Source organism: Pseudofrankia coriaricola, from assembly GCF_001854805.1.
Lineage (GTDB): Bacteria > Actinomycetota > Actinomycetes > Frankiales > Frankiaceae > Pseudofrankia.
The window spans coordinates 1-17,063 of sequence record NZ_MBLO01000180.1; the positions used below are offsets into that span (position 1 = coordinate 1).

Annotated in this window: 14 protein-coding genes; 10 read left to right on the forward strand and 4 right to left on the reverse strand. The window is 72.3% G+C overall.

The genetic code is table 11. From position 1 onward, the window contains the following. The first annotated feature begins 254 nt into the window (after positions 1–254). On the forward strand, positions 255–917 hold the full coding sequence (gene nucS, locus BCD48_RS21310; RefSeq protein ID WP_071050166.1) for an endonuclease NucS: 663 nt from the start codon (positions 255–257) through the stop codon (positions 915–917). A 640-nt stretch (positions 918–1,557) separates the two neighbouring features. Here nucS and BCD48_RS21315 read toward each other — a convergent pair. Further along, complete coding sequence (locus BCD48_RS21315; protein ID WP_071050167.1) at positions 1,558–3,330, reverse strand: 3-hydroxyacyl-CoA dehydrogenase family protein; 1,773 nt, start codon at positions 3,328–3,330, stop codon at positions 1,558–1,560. A 508-nt stretch (positions 3,331–3,838) separates the two neighbouring features. Between BCD48_RS21315 and BCD48_RS21320 the strand changes: the two genes are divergently transcribed. Further along, the gene (locus tag BCD48_RS21320; RefSeq protein ID WP_071050168.1) at positions 3,839–4,384 is read left to right on the forward strand and encodes a YkvA family protein; all 546 of its coding nucleotides are present in this window, start codon (positions 3,839–3,841) and stop codon (positions 4,382–4,384) included. Positions 4,385–4,429: 45 nt separating this feature from the next. Beyond that, positions 4,430–4,750 carry an Rv1322 family protein gene (locus BCD48_RS21325; protein WP_071050169.1) on the forward strand — a complete coding sequence of 107 codons (321 nt, stop codon included), beginning with the start codon at positions 4,430–4,432 and terminating at the stop codon, positions 4,748–4,750. Positions 4,751–4,902: 152 nt separating this feature from the next. Here BCD48_RS21325 and BCD48_RS21330 read toward each other — a convergent pair whose 3' ends face one another. Next, positions 4,903–5,592 carry an ATP synthase subunit B family protein gene (locus BCD48_RS21330; protein ID WP_071050170.1) on the reverse strand — a complete coding sequence of 230 codons (690 nt, stop codon included), beginning with the start codon at positions 5,590–5,592 and terminating at the stop codon, positions 4,903–4,905. Positions 5,593–6,332: 740 nt separating this feature from the next. Continuing rightward, positions 6,333–7,682 carry a crotonyl-CoA carboxylase/reductase gene (ccrA, locus tag BCD48_RS21335; protein ID WP_071050171.1) on the reverse strand — a complete coding sequence of 450 codons (1,350 nt, stop codon included), beginning with the start codon at positions 7,680–7,682 and terminating at the stop codon, positions 6,333–6,335. Positions 7,683–8,084: 402 nt separating this feature from the next. Between ccrA and BCD48_RS21340 the strand changes: the two genes are divergently transcribed. The 5 genes from BCD48_RS21340 (at position 8,085) to BCD48_RS21360 (ending at position 12,746) form a co-directional block, all read left to right on the forward strand. Further along, positions 8,085–8,642 carry a SigE family RNA polymerase sigma factor gene (locus BCD48_RS21340; protein WP_071050172.1) on the forward strand — a complete coding sequence of 186 codons (558 nt, stop codon included), beginning with the start codon at positions 8,085–8,087 and terminating at the stop codon, positions 8,640–8,642. Further along, the gene (locus tag BCD48_RS21345; protein WP_071050173.1) at positions 8,639–9,631 is read left to right on the forward strand and encodes an FG-GAP repeat domain-containing protein; all 993 of its coding nucleotides are present in this window, start codon (positions 8,639–8,641) and stop codon (positions 9,629–9,631) included. The genes BCD48_RS21340 and BCD48_RS21345 overlap by 4 nt, the downstream gene beginning before the upstream one ends. A 396-nt stretch (positions 9,632–10,027) precedes the next feature. Further along, positions 10,028–11,218 carry an acetyl-CoA C-acetyltransferase gene (locus tag BCD48_RS21350; protein ID WP_071050174.1) on the forward strand — a complete coding sequence of 397 codons (1,191 nt, stop codon included), beginning with the start codon at positions 10,028–10,030 and terminating at the stop codon, positions 11,216–11,218. A 17-nt stretch (positions 11,219–11,235) separates the two neighbouring features. Next, the gene (gene meaB, locus BCD48_RS21355) at positions 11,236–12,300 is read left to right on the forward strand and encodes a methylmalonyl Co-A mutase-associated GTPase MeaB (protein WP_083418988.1); all 1,065 of its coding nucleotides are present in this window, start codon (positions 11,236–11,238) and stop codon (positions 12,298–12,300) included. Next, the gene (locus BCD48_RS21360) at positions 12,297–12,746 is read left to right on the forward strand and encodes a cupin domain-containing protein (RefSeq protein ID WP_071050176.1); all 450 of its coding nucleotides are present in this window, start codon (positions 12,297–12,299) and stop codon (positions 12,744–12,746) included. The genes meaB and BCD48_RS21360 overlap by 4 nt, the downstream gene beginning before the upstream one ends. 287 nt (positions 12,747–13,033) lie before the next feature. Here the strand turns inward: BCD48_RS21360 and BCD48_RS21365 are convergent, their stop codons facing one another. Continuing rightward, positions 13,034–14,575, reverse strand: coding sequence for an ATP-binding response regulator (locus BCD48_RS21365; RefSeq protein WP_083418989.1), 1,542 nt, complete (start codon positions 14,573–14,575; stop codon positions 13,034–13,036). A gap of 603 nt (positions 14,576–15,178) precedes the next feature. Here BCD48_RS21365 and BCD48_RS21370 point away from each other — a divergent pair. Then, the gene (locus BCD48_RS21370) at positions 15,179–15,472 is read left to right on the forward strand and encodes an MTH1187 family thiamine-binding protein (RefSeq protein WP_071050177.1); all 294 of its coding nucleotides are present in this window, start codon (positions 15,179–15,181) and stop codon (positions 15,470–15,472) included. Between the two features lie 182 nt (positions 15,473–15,654). Then, positions 15,655–16,689, forward strand: coding sequence for a tetratricopeptide repeat protein (locus BCD48_RS21375; protein WP_083418995.1), 1,035 nt, complete (start codon positions 15,655–15,657; stop codon positions 16,687–16,689). Positions 16,690–17,063: the final 374 nt, after the last annotated feature.

Sequence of the window (17,063 nt, forward strand, 5' to 3'; positions counted from 1 at the left end):
GGCAGATGGCGGTGGTGGAGCTGGGACCGGGCTGACGAGGTGGCTGGGTTGGTATTGCGCCAATGCGCCGTCACCAGCTCTGGCTGGACATCCGAGCCCATGGGATGTCGGCGCCCGCCGTCGGGCGCTTGCACGTTCTGGAGCGCTCCGGCTGCTCCGGCTGTCTCGGCGGGGCTTGGCTGGTTCCAGCCGGTGACGTGGCCTTGCCATCACCCAAGCCGGGCAGGCGGGGGACTTCGCGATAACGTGGCCCAATGCGCCTCGTGATCGCTCGGTGCAGCGTGGACTACGTCGGTCGGCTCAACGCCCACCTGCCCAGCGCGGTGCGGCTGCTACTGGTCAAAGCCGACGGGTCCGTATCGATTCACGCCGATGGCCGTGCATACAAGCCCCTCAACTGGATGAGCCCGCCATGCGTCCTCACCGAGGGGGAGGGACTCTGGCGCATCACCAACAAGGCCGACGAGTCTCTGTTGATCACCATCGAAGAGGTGATGCACGACTCCACCCATGAGCTCGGCGTGGACCCGGGCCTGCGGAAGGACGGCGTCGAGGCACACCTGCAGGTGCTGCTGGCCGACCGGCCGGATGCGATCCGCGAGGACCTCACGCTGGTGCGCCGCGAGTACGAGACCGGGATCGGGCCGGTTGACCTGCTCTGCCGGGCCGGCGACGGCGCGAGCGTGGCCGTCGAGATCAAGCGCCGCGGCGAGATCGACGGGGTGGAGCAGCTGACCCGCTACGTCGCCAGGATGGTCGAGGACCCTGGGTTGCCGCACCCGGTCCACGGCATCCTGGTTGCCCAGTCGATCACGCCCCAGGCCCGCCTGCTGGCCACCGACCGCGGCCTGGCCACCGTCACCGTGAACTACGACGCCCTACGCGGCCTGGAACCCTCCATCCCGACCCTGTTCTGACCGCTGTATTTCTGGTTCGCTCCGTGCGGGCACGGCGCTGTGACATTGGTTCGCTCCGTCCGGGCACGGCCCTCCGGCAGCCCGCTCGCCTGGCGGCTCGCGGGCTACCTCCGGGCCGTGTCCTCCTGCGCGAACGTGCGCTGCGGCGACCTCGCTGCGGCCTCCCTACTTCGCTTCGCTCGTAGGGAAGCCTCCGCGAGGCGCGCCTCCGCGCCAGCTCGGTTGCGTGCCGCTGTACGTCGCCAACCCGAAGCCACAGCGCTCGTCTGGGTAATTCGCTTCGCTCGTGCGGTCTTCGCGTCTCCACGAGCGATGCGACGTGGCCTACGGATGGGCCTGCTGTGGATGGGTGACGTTCAGCGGCGGGTGACCGTGCGGGTGCGGAGGCGCGCCTCGCGGAGGCCCGGCCCACGAGCGAAGCGACGTGGGTTGGGCCGCAGCGAGGTCGCCGTAGCGCCCGTGAGCGGAGGAGGACGGCGCGCGGAGGTCCCGTGGGAGCGAAGCGAGTACGGGGCCGGAGCGCGCCGCCCGGACGGAGCGAACCAGAGACAACCTTCCAGCCCGACCCTCGCTCTTGTCCGGCGTCTGTCGCACCTGAACTGGTCCCGGAGCGCGCCGCCCGGACGGAGCGCACCAAAAATCAACCGTTGTGGTTGTGGAAACCTCTACCGGTCTTGCGGCCCAGGTAGCCGGCCCGCACGAGGTGCTCGAGCAGCGGCGCGGGCGCGTAGCCCGGCTCGCGGAACTCCAGGTAGAGGGTGCGCTGGATCGCCAGCGTCACGTCCAGCCCGACGACGTCGGCCAGCTCGAACGGGCCCATCGGATGCCCGCAGCCGACCTTCATCGCGGTGTCGATGTCCTCGACCGTCGCGTAGTGCGCCTCCAGCATCCGCACCGCGTCGTTGAGGTATGGGAACAAAAGCGCGTTGACGATGAAACCGGCGCGGTCGGCGCAGGTCACCGGGTGCTTGCGCGCGGCTCTGGCGACGGCGAGCACGGTCGCGACGACGTCGGGCGCGGTGAGCACCGTCGGCACCACCTCGACCAGCTTCATCGCCGGCGCCGGGTTGAACCAGTGCATGCCGATGACGTCGGCCGGCCGGGAGGTCACCGCCGCGCACTCGACGACGGGCAGCGACGAGGTGGTCGTGGCGAGCACCGCCCCTGGCTTCGCGACCTTGTCCAGCTGCGTGAACAACTCCCGTTTGACGTCGAGGTCCTCGACGACCGCCTCGATGATCAGGTCGGCCTCGGTGAGGTCGGCGAGGTCGGTGGTGCCCTGTAGCCGGGAGAGCGTGACATCCCGGTGGTCCGAGGACATCCGGCCCTTGGCGACGGACTTCTCCAGCGACGACTCGACCCGCTTGCGCACCGCCGCCACCTTCTCCTCGCCGCGCGCCCGGACGATGACGTCGTAGCCGGACCGGGCGAGCACCTCGACGATCCCGGCCGCCATCGTCCCGGTGCCGACGACGCCGACGGTGCGCACCGCGCGGGCGTCCGCGCCGGCGACGGTGGTTGGCGGCGCCGGGTCGACGACCTCGGGTGAGTCCGGCGCGGCGTAGGTGTAGAAGCCGCGGCCGGTCTTGCGGCCCAGCATCCCCGCCGTGATCAGCTGCTTGAGCAGCGGCGCCGGTGCGTGCAGGTGGTCGCGTGACGTGTGGTAGATCGAGTCGAGGATCGCGTAGGCGGTGTCCAGGCCGATGAGGTCGAGCAGCGCCAGCGGGCCCATCGGGTGGCCGCAGCCGAAGCGCATCGCCGCGTCGACGTCCTCGCGGCTGGCGTAGCGGGCCTCCAGCATCCGTACCGCGTTGTTGAGGTAGCCGAACAGCAGCGCGTCGACGATGAACCCGGCCCGGTCGCCGGCGGTCACCGCGCTCTTGCCGACCCGCTCGACGAGGGTGGTGACGTCGGTCAGTACCACCGGGTCGGTGACGACCGTGCTGATGATCTCGACGAGGCCCATCACCGGGGCGGGGTTGAACCAGTGCGTGCCCACCACCCGGCCCGGCCGGCCGGTCGCGGCCGCGAGCTCGGTGACCGACAGCGAGCTGGTGTTGGTGGCGAAGATGGCCTCGGCGGAGCAGAGCTCGTCCAGCCGCGCGAACAGGGCCTTCTTCTCGTCGAGATCCTCGTCGATCGCCTCGATGACCAGCCGCGCCGGGGCGACGGCGCTCAGGTCGGTGCCCGTCCGGATCCGGCCGAGCAGCACGTCGCGCTCCTGCCCGGTCAACTTCCCGTCGCGCACCGCCCGGTCGGTCGAGTGCGCCAGGTGACCGAGCCCGCGCCGGAGCCCGGCGTCGTCCTTCTCGACGCCGATCACCTCGATGCCGGCCCTGGCGAGCACCTCGGCGATGCCGGCGCCCATCGTGCCGAGGCCGACCACCGCGACCGTCGTCAGCTCGAGACCCATGCCAGCCCCCTGTGTCGAGTTGCGTCCGCGTCCCAGGCCCGCGCCAGAAGAGTCTGCCGCTGACCGGATCCTCCCAGATTGGTGACGGACAAGCTTGTGATCGCGAAGCAGAGTGCCTTCTATGGACCGCCTTCCGTCGCTCACCGCACGCGTCTCGGTGCGGGCTCGTTCGTCGTCGCGGCCGCGCGGTCGACGGGAGTGTCCCCACGGAGTCCGGTCGCGCGCCAACCGGGCGCCCGACTCCTGCGCCGACCGGCCATTGGTGAGGAGGCACTCTGGACGCGCGGGGCGTTGCCCCCGCCGCGCGCCGTCCGGCCGGGGACTGGCGGGAGCGGGTGCTCGTCGGGCGGCTGTGTCGTCGTACGCCCGTTCTAGGATGGGTTGCCAGATGGCGCCGGGCCGGTACCGGCCCGGCCGTGTGTCGGTGGCTTGCTCTCGCCGTTGCGTCACGGTGGCCGGGGCTCGCGCGCGACGGCACGGCAAGCTGGACGGGGAGGAAGGTCGGCCGATGGTCTCGCTGGACAAGGACGCGTTGCGCACCTTCGGCCGAGAGGTCGCGACGTTCCTGCCGGACCTGGTGTTCATGCTTCGCGGAGTGGTAGTCGATCCGCGCGTGCCGCAGCAGGCCAAGCTCGAGGCGGGGGCCGCGCTCGCCTACCTCGTGTCACCCAAGAACAAGATCACTAACATGGTTCCCCTCATCGGGCAGCTCGACGACGTCGCGGTGGTCGCGTTCGCGTTCCGCCGGCTGGTCGTCGGGGCAGGGGAGCCGATCCTGCGCGAGCACTGGCGGGGAAGCGACCGGGCCTTCCACGCGCTCATCGGGGCGTCATCCGCGCTTGCCAGCCCCGCCGGAGTGCTGCGCCGGGCGAAGGTCGCGACCACGATCGCCACCGCCGCGTTCGGTCGCGTGGGCGGCGTCGGTAGCTGGGGGAAGTTCGGCGGCGGTTCCGACCGTGTCGTCGACGGCGAGGTGATCGGTCGCGTGGACGAGGCCGCGCCGGGCGGCCCGGCGCCGGGCAAGGGCGCCAGCGGCGATCGTCTCCGCAAGTAGGCGCGGGCACTGGACGGCCGGGCGCCCGATGACCAGGTGGCGGCAGTGAGCCCGCGACGCACGCGGCCCGAGCGCCGTGCTCCGCGTTCCGGGCAGACAGGCGACAGCGCGGACGACAACAAGCGGCGGCCCTCCTGGCTGGTCGACGCCGTGGTGGTCGACGGCGAGGACTGGGCGGTCCGCCCGGTGACCGGGGCGGCCAGCACGAAGGCATACCGATGCCCGGGCTGCGACCATGAGATCCCGCCGGGCGTCCCGCACGTGGTGGCCTGGCCGAGCGGTCGGATGGAGCACCGTCGTCACTGGCACACGCCGTGCTGGAACCGGCGCCGCGCTGGCGCCAGGCCCTACCGAGCGCCGTACTGACCGACCCGTGCATGGCGCGGGCCGGTGTCCGGTATCAGGCGCCGATCGGTGCCGCGCGGGTCGGCCAGTACTCCTGGCCGCGGATGGCTCCGCCCGGGCCAGGCACGCCGGGTGGGCCCGAGGGCCTGGTCTCGGCGGTCAGGTCCCGACGGTCAGATGCGGGAGCCGGCCTTGGGCGTGGAGCCGACCGCCTTGGCCTCGTCCACGCCGGGGAGCTCGATCGCGGCGGTGGCGGCGGCCAGCTGGTTGCGCAGCGCGGACAGCTGCGAGGTGACCTGGTCGCGCAGCGCGCCCAGCTGCGAGGTGACCTGGTCGCGCTGGCGCTCCAGCTCGCTCAGCCGCTGCTGCGACTCGCCCTCGAGCTTGTGCGCCTTGCTCCGGGAGGTCTCGATGATGTGTTCGGCCTCGCCGCGCGCGGTCGACACGATCCCGGCCGCCTGCTCATCCGCCTCGCGCAGGGTGCGGTCGCGGGTGTGCTCGGCGTCGGAGACGATCCGCCGGGCCTCATCGAGCTGAGACTCGGCGTCCCTGGTCCGCTCGGACCGTACGGTGGCGGCCTCTTCCTCAGCGAGCATGAGGATCTGGGTGATACGACCCCCGAAGTCGTCCCAGGCGGGCCGGCCCGAGGCCAGGTCGTCGCGGATGCGCGCTGCTTCGGCGGCGGCCTCGGACGCGGCCGCTTCGGCGGCAGCCCGGTGGGCCTCTGCCTCCCGAAGCTGCTCCATCAGCCAGGCGACGTGGGAGTTGACCTGGTGCGGGTCGTAGCCGCGGCGAACCAGGTCGAAGCCGGGGGAGCCCTCGCCCTCGCCGGCCATCGGGATGAGATCGGAGTGCTCGGTCATACGAGACCTGCATTCCAGACGGTGGCGTGGCTAGTCACAGCCGCCACCTTACCGCCCCCCCTTCCACCGCGCGCATGGCCCCTACCCCTTCGCCGGGACCCGCCGGAAGCGCGCTTTCCGTCGCTCCGGCGGCACCTTCCGCGTCTGCTTTCGGTGCTGGTCGTGACGCGGCGGGCAGACATTCCCGCCAGTCGGCGCCGGCCCGCGCATCCGCTGAGATGTCTGCCTGTTACACGTCGTGTTCGGATCGCGCCGGCTCGAGGGGCCACTCCCTAACGCCGCCGACGGGCTGATCCTCCGCACCCGGTATGCCGGTTAGATGCCGTTTGTACCTATATATGCCTGCTTGCGCGATCTGTCGGCGCATCTGACGCCCGGCCGGAGCCCGGTAGCCAGACCAGCGGGTCGGACCTTCCCACCAGTTCGATGTCTGTCCGCAACTTCAGCGTCCGGCCGCGGTCGGGTCGGCCATCACGTTCGGTGCTGGTCGCGGAAGCTGTTCAGACGCTCGGGCATCCACGGATCTGATCGTCAAGCGGCTTGGCGGGTGTGCCCTGTTCCGGTCGCTTGTCCAAACGGCCTAGCCACCGCCGGTGACGGCGCCTTCAGCGCAGCACCAACTCAGCCACGTCCTCAACCCAGCACCACGCCAGCCACGGCTATACGCCTGTGCCCAACACCACGCAGGGAGGACGCTCAGCGTCCGAAAGGCAGGCCGGCGCGTTCAGCGCCCGGACGCCTCAGACGCCGCGGAAGCGGTTGATTGCGGTCAGGTGACGGTCGCGCACGGCCTGGTCGCGGACGCCGAGGCCCTCGCGGGGGGACAGGCAGAGCACGCCGACCTTGCCCTGGTGGGCATTGCGGTGCACGTCGTACGCCGCCTGCCCCGTCTGCGCCAGCGGGTAGACCCGAGACAAGGTGGGGTGGATCAGTCCGCGCGCGATGAGCCGGTTTGCCTCCCAGGCCTCCCGGTAGTTCGCAAAATGTGAGCCGATTATGCGCTTGAGGTTCATCCACAGGTAACGGTTGTCATAGCTGTGCATGAATCCGCTGGTCGAGGCGCACGTGACGATCTGGCCACCTCGCCGGGTGACGTAGACCGAGGCGCCGAACGTCTCGCGGCCCGGGTGCTCCAACACGATGTCGGGATCCTCGCCGCCGGTGAGCTCACGGATCCGCTTACCGAAACGCTGCCACTCCTTCGGGTCCTGCGTCTGCTCGTCGCGCCAGAATCGGTAGCCCTCGGCGGCACGGTCGATGACCAGCTCCGCGCCGAGTGAGCGGCAGATGTCGGCCTTCTTGGGCGACGACACGACGCAGACCGGGATCGCGCCGCCGTTCAACGCCATCTGAGTGGCATACGAGCCCAGCCCGCCAGAGGCGCCCCAGATCAGAACGACGTCGCCCTGCTTCATCGCCGCCCCGTTGCGGGATACGAGCTGGCGGTAGGCCGTCGAGTTCACCAGCCCGGGGCTCGCCGCCTCCTCCCAGGTCAGATGGTCGGGCTTCGGCATCAGCTGGTTGGCCTTCACCAGCGCGAGCTCGGCGAGGCCGCCGAAGTTCGTCTCGAACCCCCAGATCCGCTGCTCCGGGTCGAGCATGGTGTCGTCGTGCCCCTCGGGCCGCTCCAACTCGACCGACAGGCAGTGCGCGACGACCTCGTCGCCCGGCTTCCAGGCGTGCACCCCAGCGCCGGTGCGCAGGACCACGCCGGCCAGGTCCGAGCCGACCACGTGGTAGGGCTGGTCGTGCCGCTTCGCCAGTGGCGACGTGCGGCCGTAGCGCTCCAGGAAGCCGAACGTCGACAGCGGCTCGAAGATCGACGTCCACACCGTGTTGTAGTTGATCGACGACGCCATTACCGCCACCAGCGCCTCGCCTGGCCCGAGCTCGGGCGTGGCCACCTCGTCGAGGTGCAGCGACCGGCGGGGGTCCTTGTCGCGGGACGCCATGCCCTCGAACATGCCCGTCTCGTCCTTGCGGACGACCATGCCCCGGTACGACTCGGGAACGGGCAGCGCGCTGAACTCCTTCTCCCGGGTCTCGGCTGGGGCTGCCTCGGCGAGGATGGCGTCGAGGATGTCCTTCACGGTCTACCTCCGGCAGTCGGGCGAGCGAGCGACATCGCAAGTGTCATCGATTGAGCCCGCTCGGTCGCGCGGAAGGGCGACGTCCGCGTGCGGCTGTGGCCGGCGACACCCGGTCGCCCACGCCGGCCCGCGGCCCCCGCCATCGGCACCGACCCGGTGCTGGTCCGCGCGTTCGACCTGGTCGGAGCCGGAGGCGTCGAACGGTGGAGACCGGCCGCCACTACTGGGGACCAGGGCGCGCGGACCCACTCTCGGGCCGCCTGGAAGCACCGACCGGGCAGGGTCCAACGGCCGACAAGCACGGCTTCCTGGAGAAGCCTGTCTCCCTTGGGCGCAAAGCGGTAGAACGGTGGAGACAACCCATACGGCACGGTCAGCGTCAGAGATGTCGTGACCGCGCCCATGACCTTGGTGGAAGGGTGGCGACCCGTGCCTGCGCGGAGCGACGCCGCCCGTAGCGCCGTCGCCAGGGACGCCGACCAAGCTCTCACCGCCCTGTACTCGGAGCACTACCGTTCCCTCGTCCGCCTCGCCGCCCTGCTGCTCGACGACATCGGCCTCTGCGAGGAGGTCGTCCAGGACGCCTACATCCGCGTCCATGCCGCCTGGGGACGCCTCCAGGACAAGGACAAGGCGCTCGCCTACCTTCGCCAGACCGTCGTCAACCTCGCCCGGTCGACGCTGCGGCGCCGCCTCGTCGCGCTGAAGCACGCACCCAAGCCGATGCCCGACGCCGCCAGCGCGGAGGAGGGGGCCTACTCTCTGGTCGAACGGGCCGCGGTCATACAGGCGCTGCGGGAGCTGCCCCGCCGGCAACGGGAGGCCGTCGTCCTGCGTTACTACGCGGACATGTCCGAGGCCGCCGCCGCCGCCGTGATGGGGTGCAGCGTGGGCTCGGTCAAGGCCTACACGTCCCGGGGGCTGGCCGCCCTGTCGACCAAGCTGGCGGACCTACGGTGAACGGCTCGGAGCAGTCCCAGCTCAGCCCCGAGGAACTGAGCAGGCTGCTGCATGCCGCCGTCGACCCGGTCCGGCCGTCGCCGGAGGCCTATCAGCGGATCCGGGCCGGCGTCGAGCGGCGAGGACGCTTTCGGATACCGCTACTTGCGGCCGGTGGCGCCGTGCTCGCCGGGCTGGTCGTGCTGACCGTGCTCCTGATGCGGCCGTCGCCCTCGTCCCAGGTCGTGGAACCTGCGTCTCGCCTGAGCCTGACGCCGGGGACCGCCGCGCAGTCCGACCCCAGCGTCGGGACGAGCGGCACGGGCACCACCCCCCGCGGCTCGTCCACGCCCGACCCAAGCCAGTCCGCGACGCTGCCGGTCCTCACTCCGCCCGTCAACCCGATGTCGACGCGCCCGACGACCCCCAGCAGCACCGGGCCCGACGAAAACAGCCCGACCCGGCCGCCCCTGACCGGCGGCCGCCCGGCCATCGCCGGTGATGTCGACGGCGACGGCAAGGCCGACACGGTCCGGCTGGCCGGCGCCACCGTCGAGGTGGCCCTGAGCCGTGGCGAGACCGCGACGGTGACCCTGCGGGACGGGGCGACGGCCACCAAGTGGGCCGGCTTTGACCTCGACGGAGACGGCTTCTCCGAACTGGTCGTGCAGACCGGGTCCTCGGGCGGCGTCAACCAGTTCGCGGTGCTGCGTTTCATGGCGCTCGACCAGATCTCCGAGCTGGACGACACCGCGGCGCAGCCGGTCACCACCGGCACCATCTCGACCGGGTCCACGACCACGGGCACCGGGTTCAGCTGCTCGGCCAGCGGCATCCAGCTGGTCGTCGGCACGTCGACGGACGGCGGCGCGAACTACGACGTCACGACGACCACCATCGCCGCGACGATGGACGGGCTGACCAAGGTGGGTACGCCGTTGAGGAGCACCCTGCCCGCCGCCTCCGCGACCCCGTCCTTCGCCGCCCGCTGCGGTAGCTGGTCCAGCTGAGGTGGGGGCGCTGAGCGCCGCCACCGTCGGACGCCGGCGCGCCCGGCCCGCCTGAGCCCGGCGTTGACGTATATGCCCGTGGCTGGTGCTTGTTCCTGGCTGGCGAGGTGGCCGGTTGGCGACGGGCGTTTCGGTAACCCGGTAACCCGCCCGTCGGGCAGCGCGATAGCAGGAACGGGATGGCGCGGAGCGCTCAGGTCGTTGACGCTAGGACGGGCACGTTGCGCTGGGACCGGTGGCGGCCCGCACGGCCGGGCCGGGCAGGCGGTGGTGTCGGGACCGGCGAGGGTGTCGCTGGCCACGCTCCGCCGGCACGTCGGCCAAGATCACGTTATGGTTTCAAGCACAGCGAACAAAGTTTTCCCTCCCTCCCATCGTTCTCTCCAGGAGGCAGCCATGCCTGGTTCGGTCATCGTGGCCGGAGCGCGGACCCCGGTCGGCAAGCTCTCCGGGGCGCTCAAGGGCTTCTCCGCGACCGAGCTGGGCGGGATCGCGATCAAGGGCGCGCTCGAACGGGCCGGTATCGCGGGCGACGCCGTCCAGTACGTCATCTTCGGTCAGGTCATCCAGGCCGGCTCCGGCCAGATGACCGCGCGCCAGGCGGCGGCCAAGGCCGGTATACCGCTGAGCGTGCCGTCGATCACGATCAACAAGGTGTGCCTGTCCGGCCTGGACGCGATCGCGCTCGCCGACACCTACGTCTCCAGCGGCGAGTACGACGTCGTCGTCGCCGGCGGCATGGAGTCGATGACGAACACCCCGCACATGCTGCTGAACGGCCGCGCCGGGATCCGTTACGGCACCGCGCCGCTGGTCGACGCCACCGAGCACGACGCGCTGACCTGCGCCCTCGACCAGGTCGGCATGGGTGTGTCCACCGAGCGCTACAACGTGCCGCTGAACATCAGCCGCGCCGAGCAGGACGAGTTCTCCGCGCTGTCGCACCAGCGCGCCGCGGCCGCCGCCAAGAACGGCCTGTTCGACGAGGAGATCGTCCCGGTCGAGGTGCCGCAGCGCAGGGGCGACCCGATCATCGTCAAGGACGACGAGGGCGTGCGTGGCGACACCACCGCCGAGACGCTCGCGAAGCTGCGCCCGGCGTTCGACAAGAACGGCACGATCACCGCCGGTTCGTCCTCGCAGATCTCCGACGGTTCCTGCGCCGTCGTCGTGATGAGCAGGGCGAAGGCCGAGGAGCTGGGCCTGCCCATCCTCGCCGAGATCGGTCACCACGGTTTCGTCGCCGGCCCGGACACCTCTCTGCAGTCGCAGCCGGCGAACGCCATCAGGACGGCGCTCGCGAAGGAGGGCCTCACCCCGGCCGACGTCGACCTGTATGAGATCAACGAGGCGTTCGCCTCGGTCGGCATCCAGTCGATGCGTGAGCTGGGCATCACCTCCGAGGTCACCAACGTCAACGGTGGCGCGATCGCGCTCGGCCACCCGGTCGGCATGTCCGGCGCACGCATCGCCCTGACGCTGGCGCTGGAGCTTCGTCGCCGCGGCGGGGGCATCGGCGCGGCCGGGCTGTGCGGCGGCGGTGGCCAGGGCGACGCGCTGATCCTGCGGGTGCCGGCGGCTTCCTGACCCGGCCTCGTTCCCAGGTGACGTCCAGGTTGGACACGCCCGGGCCGGCCGCCGGTAGGCCGGCGCCGTACGGGAGCCCGGCAGAGCTGGTCGCCGCGGCGGTCGAGGACCGGTCGCCGCGCGCGGTCGCCCGGCTGATCTCGCTGGTCGAGGACAGCTCGCCGTGGCTGCGGGAGATCTCGCGGCTGCTAGCGCCGCGGACGGCGCGTGCCGAGGTCGTCGGCATCACAGGCTCGCCCGGGGTCGGCAAGTCGACGTCCACGTCGGCGCTGGTGGCCGCCTTCCGGGGGGCCGGCCGGCGGGTCGGGGTGTTGGCCGTCGACCCGTCGTCGCCGTTCACCGGTGGCGCGCTGCTCGGCGACCGGGTGCGGATGACGGCGCACACGACCGACCCGGGCGTCTACATCCGCTCGCTCGCCTCCCGCGGTCATCTCGGCGGCCTGTCCTGGGCGACGCCGCAGGTACTGCGGGTGCTCGACGCGGCCGGCTACGACGTCGTGCTCATCGAGACGGTGGGTGTCGGCCAGGCCGAGGTTGACATCGCCTCGCTGGCCGACACCACGCTGGTCCTGCTGGCGCCCGGGATGGGCGACGGCATCCAGGCGGCCAAGGCCGGCATTCTGGAGATCGCCGACGTCCTGGTCGTCAACAAGGCCGACCGTCCCGGTGCCGACGACACCTACCGCGACCTGAAGAACATGGTCGCGCTTTCCCGGGCCGCCGGGAACGGTGGCCGTGACCGCGGTGCCGCGCCCGTGCCCGCGCGGGACGCGGGCCACTGGGTCCCGCGGGTGGTGCGCACCGTCGCCGCCGACGGGAGCGGCGTTCCCGAGGTGGTCGAGGCCATCACCGCCCACCGCGGCTGGCTCGCGGCCACCGGCGAGCTGACCCGTCGGCGCGAGCGGCGCGCGGCGGACGAGATCGAGCAGATCGCTCTGGGGGCGCTGCGCGCCCGCTTCGGTGATCCCCGCGGCACGCGGGACCTGGGCACCCTCGCCCAGGAGGTCGTCGCCGGCCGCCTGGACCCCTGGACCGCCGCCGACCACCTCCTTGCCACTCTCACGGGCGGAACGGAGCGGTGAGCGCGATCGGCCGTCATCCACTGATCGACACGCTGGGGCTGGCTCCGCACCCGGAAGGCGGCTGGTACCGGCGCACCTGGGCGAGCCCCGACGAGATCCCCGCGCATGGCGGTACCCGCGCGGTCGCCACCTCGATCCTGTTCCTGCTCCAGCCGGGCGAGGTGTCCGCCTGGCACCGGGTCGCCTCCGCGGAGATCTGGCTCTGGCAGGGCGGCGGCCGTCTTGTCCTCACCCTTGGCGGCTCGGGCCCCGATCCCGTCCCCGCGGAACGGGTCGTCCTGGGCCCCGATCCGGCCGCCGGTGACGCCCTCCAGGCGGTCGTTCCGGCCGGCCACTGGCAGACGGCCCAGCCCGTGGCCGGGGAGGCCGTCCTCGTCGGCTGTGTCGTGGCCCCCGGGTTCGACTTCGCCGACTTCGAGCTCCACAGAGGGCCACAACCAGCCTGAGTGGCAAGCACGGAGATCGGCGGCCGGGCCTCGGGGAGCGACCGACTCGACCGGTGACGGCGCATCAGCGCTGTGCTGACTCAGCCATCTCGTCAGCCCTCGAACAAGCCCGACCACCGCCATACACGCCGGCCCGAAACCACGTAGGGAGCAGGGTTCCTGCCGGATCGCGAAGCCGGGGTCCCTGCCGGATCGCGGAGCGATCTGGGAGGTCTGCTGGGAGGTCGGGCTCCGCGCCCGACGGCCGCGCCCGGTGCCGGGCGCGGAGCGCCCGGCACGGGACGGCCTCAGGCGGGGCGCCGGGCGGCCGGGTGGTGGGGGGCGACCGGTTGGTGCCCCAGCGCCGGAACCGTGGCGGTGCCCGCGGCGCCCTTGACCGCGATGACGAGGGCGCCGGTGTCCATCGGGGAGGGAACGACGTCGCGGGCGCCGGCCTGGCGCAGCCGCAGGACCTCGACCGGGTCGTCGGCGGCCGACAGCACGACGGTCGGGATCGCGCCGGCCGTCGGGTCGACCGCGAGATGGGCGAGCAGCTCGGCGGCGGTGGTGTCGGGGAGCTGCTGGTCGATCATGATGAGGTCGGGCCGCGCGCGGTGGACGGCGTCGAGCGCCAGCACGCCGCGCGGCACGCTGACGGTGTCCGCCGCGAAGGTGCGGGTGAGCGTCTGGCTCACCTGGGCGCGCATCGCCGGGTCGCCGCTTATGTGGACCACGCGCATGCCGGCGTCGGTGGGGACCCGGCCGCCGATGCCCGGCGGGAACATGTCCAGGTCGGGGTCCGGGTGCGGGTAGCGGACGTCGACGGCGTCGAGCACCACGGCGAAGACGCTGCCGACGCCGTGGCGGCTGGCGGCGGTCAGCACGCCGCCCATCGCCGTGACCAGTGCGTGCGAGAGGGCGAGCCCGAGCCCGCTGCCCTCGATCCGAGAGTGCTCGGCGCCGAGCCGCTCGAAGGGGCGGAAGAGCCGGCTCATCGCCTCCTGGGGGAGGCCCTGCCCGTCGTCCTCGACCTCGATGCGCAGCCGGCCGCCGGTGACCGGGACGATGCCGACCCGGACCGTGCCGCCGTCGCGCCCGTACTTGATCGCGTTGCCGAGCAGGTTGAGCAGCACCTGCCAGAGGCGGCGCCGGTCGGCGTCGGCGACCAGCGGCTCGGCGGGGTCGATGACCCGGCGGATGCCGCGCCGCTGGGCGAGCGGCTCGACCAGCTCGACGACGCCCTCGACGATGTCGAGGACGTTGACCGGCGCCTTGGTGATGTCGCCGCGGCCGGCGCGCAGCCGGGCGAGGTCCAGCACGTCGTCGATGATCGCCTGCATGTGCCGGCCGCCAGTGATGATCCGCTGGACGTCGTCGAGCACGCCGTCGGGCAGCTGCTCGAGCTCGAGCAGCTGGGCGAAACCGAGCATGGCGTTCAGCGGGGTGCGCAGCTCGTGTCCCAGCCGGGCCATGAACTCGTCCTTGGCCCGGGAGTCCCGCTCGGCCGCGGCCCGAGCCTGTCGGTCGGTGGTTTCCCTGGCCACGAAGACCACCCAGCCGGCCCGGTCGGCCCGGATCGTGACGTCGAACGGTGCCGGGTTGCCGGCCATGTCGAGCAGGTTGGCCGAGCCGCGCCACTCGCCCGTGTGCGTCAGCGTGTCCAGCACCGCGTCGGGGGCCGCCTCGGCTGAGGGCTCGACGACGCCGGCGAGCTCGCGTAGGCAGGTGACCCCGGCCAGCCGGTCGCCGAGGAAGGCGCGTGCGGCCGCGCCGACATCGAGGAGCCGGCCGTCGGTGCCGACTACAACCACGAGGTCGTTCAACGCGTCCAACAACGTGCGGGTGCTCACCTGGACCACATCCCGTTGGGCTGCCCGTGGCGCGAGATCCCTTCGGACCGACCGCGACGGTGTGGTGTGGCTGGACGGAGGGACACGGCAGTGCCCGCCGAGACCCCTCGGCGGGTCAGCGCTGCCTGTGTCCGTCCCACGGCGGCCAATAGTAGGGCGTGCCGTCATCCGGCGTTGTGGCGGGTTTGCGTAGCAAGGCCGGCCGTAGCTTCATCGTGGACCGCAGCGCGACCATTCGTTACCGCTGCCGGCCGGGCTTGGCGCTTACGTCACGTGCTGGATCGTGTCCGCCGCCACGCGTGTTCGAAGCGTGCCCGATGACGGCGAGGCGGCCGGTTGTGGGTACGTATCGTAGTTCCCGCTATGTGGTCGGCCCTCCGCCCCCGCCGACTGGCTGGTCGGAGCCTCGGCGCGAGCCGAAACGTTGGGCGCCCGCCAGGTAGCCGGTCTCCGACCTCGCGGCGGACTTCTCTGATCGCCGAACTCCCGGCCGGCCTCCTGGAGACCTCGCGGAGCCGAGGCGGCCGCCGGACCGGCGGGCCGGACAGGGCGGAACCGGCGGGAGCGGGATCGGCCGCGACGCGGACGTGGTAAGCCGAGACCATGCTTGTGGCGTTCAGCGTGACCCCGATCGGTGCGGGCGAGGATGTCGGCGCCTTGGTGGCCGAGGCCGTCCGGGTGGTGCGGGCCAGTGGCCTGCCGAACGAGACCACCTCGATGTTCACGACGATCGAGGGGGAGTGGGACGAGGTCATGGACGTCGTGCGCAGGGCGACGGCGGCGGTCGCCGCCCGCGCCGGGCGGGTGAGCCTTGTCCTCAAGGCGGACATCCGCCCTGGCACCGTCGACGCGCTTCATGCCAAGGTGGCAACCGTCGAGCACTATCTGGAGCCCTGACCGCGGCCCGGCGTCGTCGCGGCGCGGGTGAGTTCGTTCCCGGGGGCCGGGTTAGTGATCATTTTGTGCGGCGCCCGGCCGCCGTGGGCGACGGCGCGGGCCTGGCCAGCGGGCGATGGCCGGCTGGACGCGGAGAAAACTCTCGCGGGCGCCGCGGCCAACGTGCCGTGGGAGATGTCACGATGGTAGGTATGCAACGTAGGCCTCCTGTCCCCGGACGCCCGCCAGGCGCACAGCCCTCGCGTGCCCAGCCCTCGCGTGCCCAGGCCGGCCCGCTCCCGGACCGGCTCGGTGGGCTGCGGCTGGCTGGCGCGGTGCCGCTCGACCCGAAGCCGGCATCGCCACCATCGCCACCACCGGCGGCGGCCCGCCAGGCCGCGGCCGGCGCGCCTCCTCCCGGTGCCCCGGGGGGTGGGGCGCCCGGCGGGCCGATGGTCATCGACGTCACCGAGGCGACCTTCGCCCAGGAGGTCGTCAACCGGTCGATGCAGGTGCCGGTGGTGCTGGACTTCTGGGCGTCGTGGTGCGGCCCGTGCAAGCAGCTCAGCCCGGTGCTGGAGCGCCTGGCCGAGGCGGACGGCGGGCGGTGGGTGCTCGCCAGGATCGACGTGGACGCCAACCCCGGCCTCGCGCAGGCCGCCGGCGTCCAGGGCATCCCGGCGGTGAAGGCCGTCGTCGGCGGCCGCATCATCGGTGAGTTCACCGGGGCGCTGCCGGAGCGGGAGGTACGCGGCTGGCTGGACCAGCTGCTGGCCCTCGTCGCGGAGGCGCTCGGCGGCGAGCCGGGTGCCGCGGGCCCCGCGGGCGACCCGAATCTGGCCGCCGCCGACGAGGCACTTGAGCGCGGCGACCTGCCGGCGGCGGCCGCGGCGTTTCGCGCCCGCCTCGCCGAGGCGCCGGCCGACCCGGAGGCGACCCTCGGTCTCGCCCGGGTGACCCTGCTTGAGCGGGTCGGCGGGCTGGACCCCGCGGACGTGCTGCGCCGGGTCGCCGCCAACCCCGACGATGTCGACGCGGCTCTCGCCGCCGCCGACCTGAGGATCGCGCAGGGGCAGGTCGAGGAGGCGTTCGGCCAGCTGGTCGCGTTCGTCCGGCGCGCCTCGGGCGATGAGCGCGAGAAGGCTCGTGCTCACCTCGTCGGCCTGTTCCAGGCCCTCGGCGACGCGGACCCGGCAGTGGCCCCGGCCAGGCGAGCCCTGGCAGCGGCTTTGTTCTAGCTGGTTCGCGGCTCCGCCCCAGCCGGGATGGTTGGCGGACGTGGGTCGGGGTTGGGGTCGGCCGGGGTTGGACGGGAAGGTTGTTGCTGGGGTTGTAGTCGTAGTTGGGCGGGGTTGGGCGGGAAGGTTGTTTTTGGTTCGCTCCGTCCGGACGGAGCGCTCCGGTCCCGTACTCGCTTCGCTCCCACGGGACCTCCGCGCGCCGTCCTCCTGCGCTCACGGGCGCTGCGGCGACCTCGCTGCGGCCCCCCTACGTCGCTTCGCTCGTAGGAGGGCCTCCGCGAGGCGCGCCTCCGCGCCCAGCGCGGTTGCGTTCTGTCGCACGTCACGAAGCCGAAGCCGCACGCCGGGCGGGACCATTTCGCTGCGCTCGT